The organism is Vibrio sp. 811 (assembly GCF_033339195.1).
This window is the reverse complement of record NZ_JAWOUB010000551.1, coordinates 1-624: the sequence shown is the minus strand read 5'-3', so window position 1 is coordinate 624 and position 624 is coordinate 1. Positions and strand designations below refer to the sequence as shown.

The 624-nt window shown below is 50.0% G+C and carries 1 protein-coding gene and 1 pseudogene; both read right to left on the bottom strand.

What is annotated here, in order from left to right; all coding sequences use genetic code 11:
• A pseudogene (locus tag R7Q46_RS28040) lies at nt 1–221 on the bottom strand (topoisomerase II); the annotation flags it as partial.
• Nucleotides 222–289: 68 nt separating this feature from the next.
• A complete protein-coding gene (locus R7Q46_RS28035) occupies nt 290–481 on the bottom strand; it encodes a hypothetical protein (RefSeq protein ID WP_000651508.1) in 192 nt (63 codons plus the stop codon).
• Between the last annotated feature and the right edge of the window lie 143 nt (nt 482–624).

The window sequence follows — 624 nt, the reverse complement described above, 5'->3', positions numbered from 1 at the left end:
CAAGCCATCGTTTCCTGCTTGATTTCACTTCCAGCTCGACCATCAGCAAGGACTCTAAGGCTATGCCATAAAAGCCCATCACGTAACTGCCTTACCTCATCATCAGTCCATTCAGGCTTTGGCTCAAATGGAATGACTTCTGCGGTCTTCGGCTCTTCATCCAGGAAGAAAAGCGGCAGCTCAAGCTGGTTTTCCTTCTGGATCATCTTCACTGCATTCATGGTGACTCCTTTTACGGGCACCATGCCCCCACAGGGGCATGAAGCCCCCAGTGGGGTTACAGTCATAGTTACTTCACGCCTGCCAGTTGAGAATTGATGTTCTCTTCCAGCCAGCCTTGAAGCGATTCAAGGTCACGTTTGTCTTCCGTATTGCTGGCTTTACGTGCATCTTCCGACACAGCGCTCAACATGGCGTTAGCCTCAGCAAGTGATTCAACATTGTTCCCAGGGAACACAATCGTTTGACTGTGATCTTTCATGGTCTTCTCCTTTGAGAATGGAGGACCGTCTCCCATCAGGAAGAGCGGCCCCGTGGGTTAAAAGTAAAAATCCTCCAGCTCTTCATGGTCAGGCTTTCGCTCAACTGGTCGAAGCAACTCAGCTTCATCAGCGAACTCAAGCT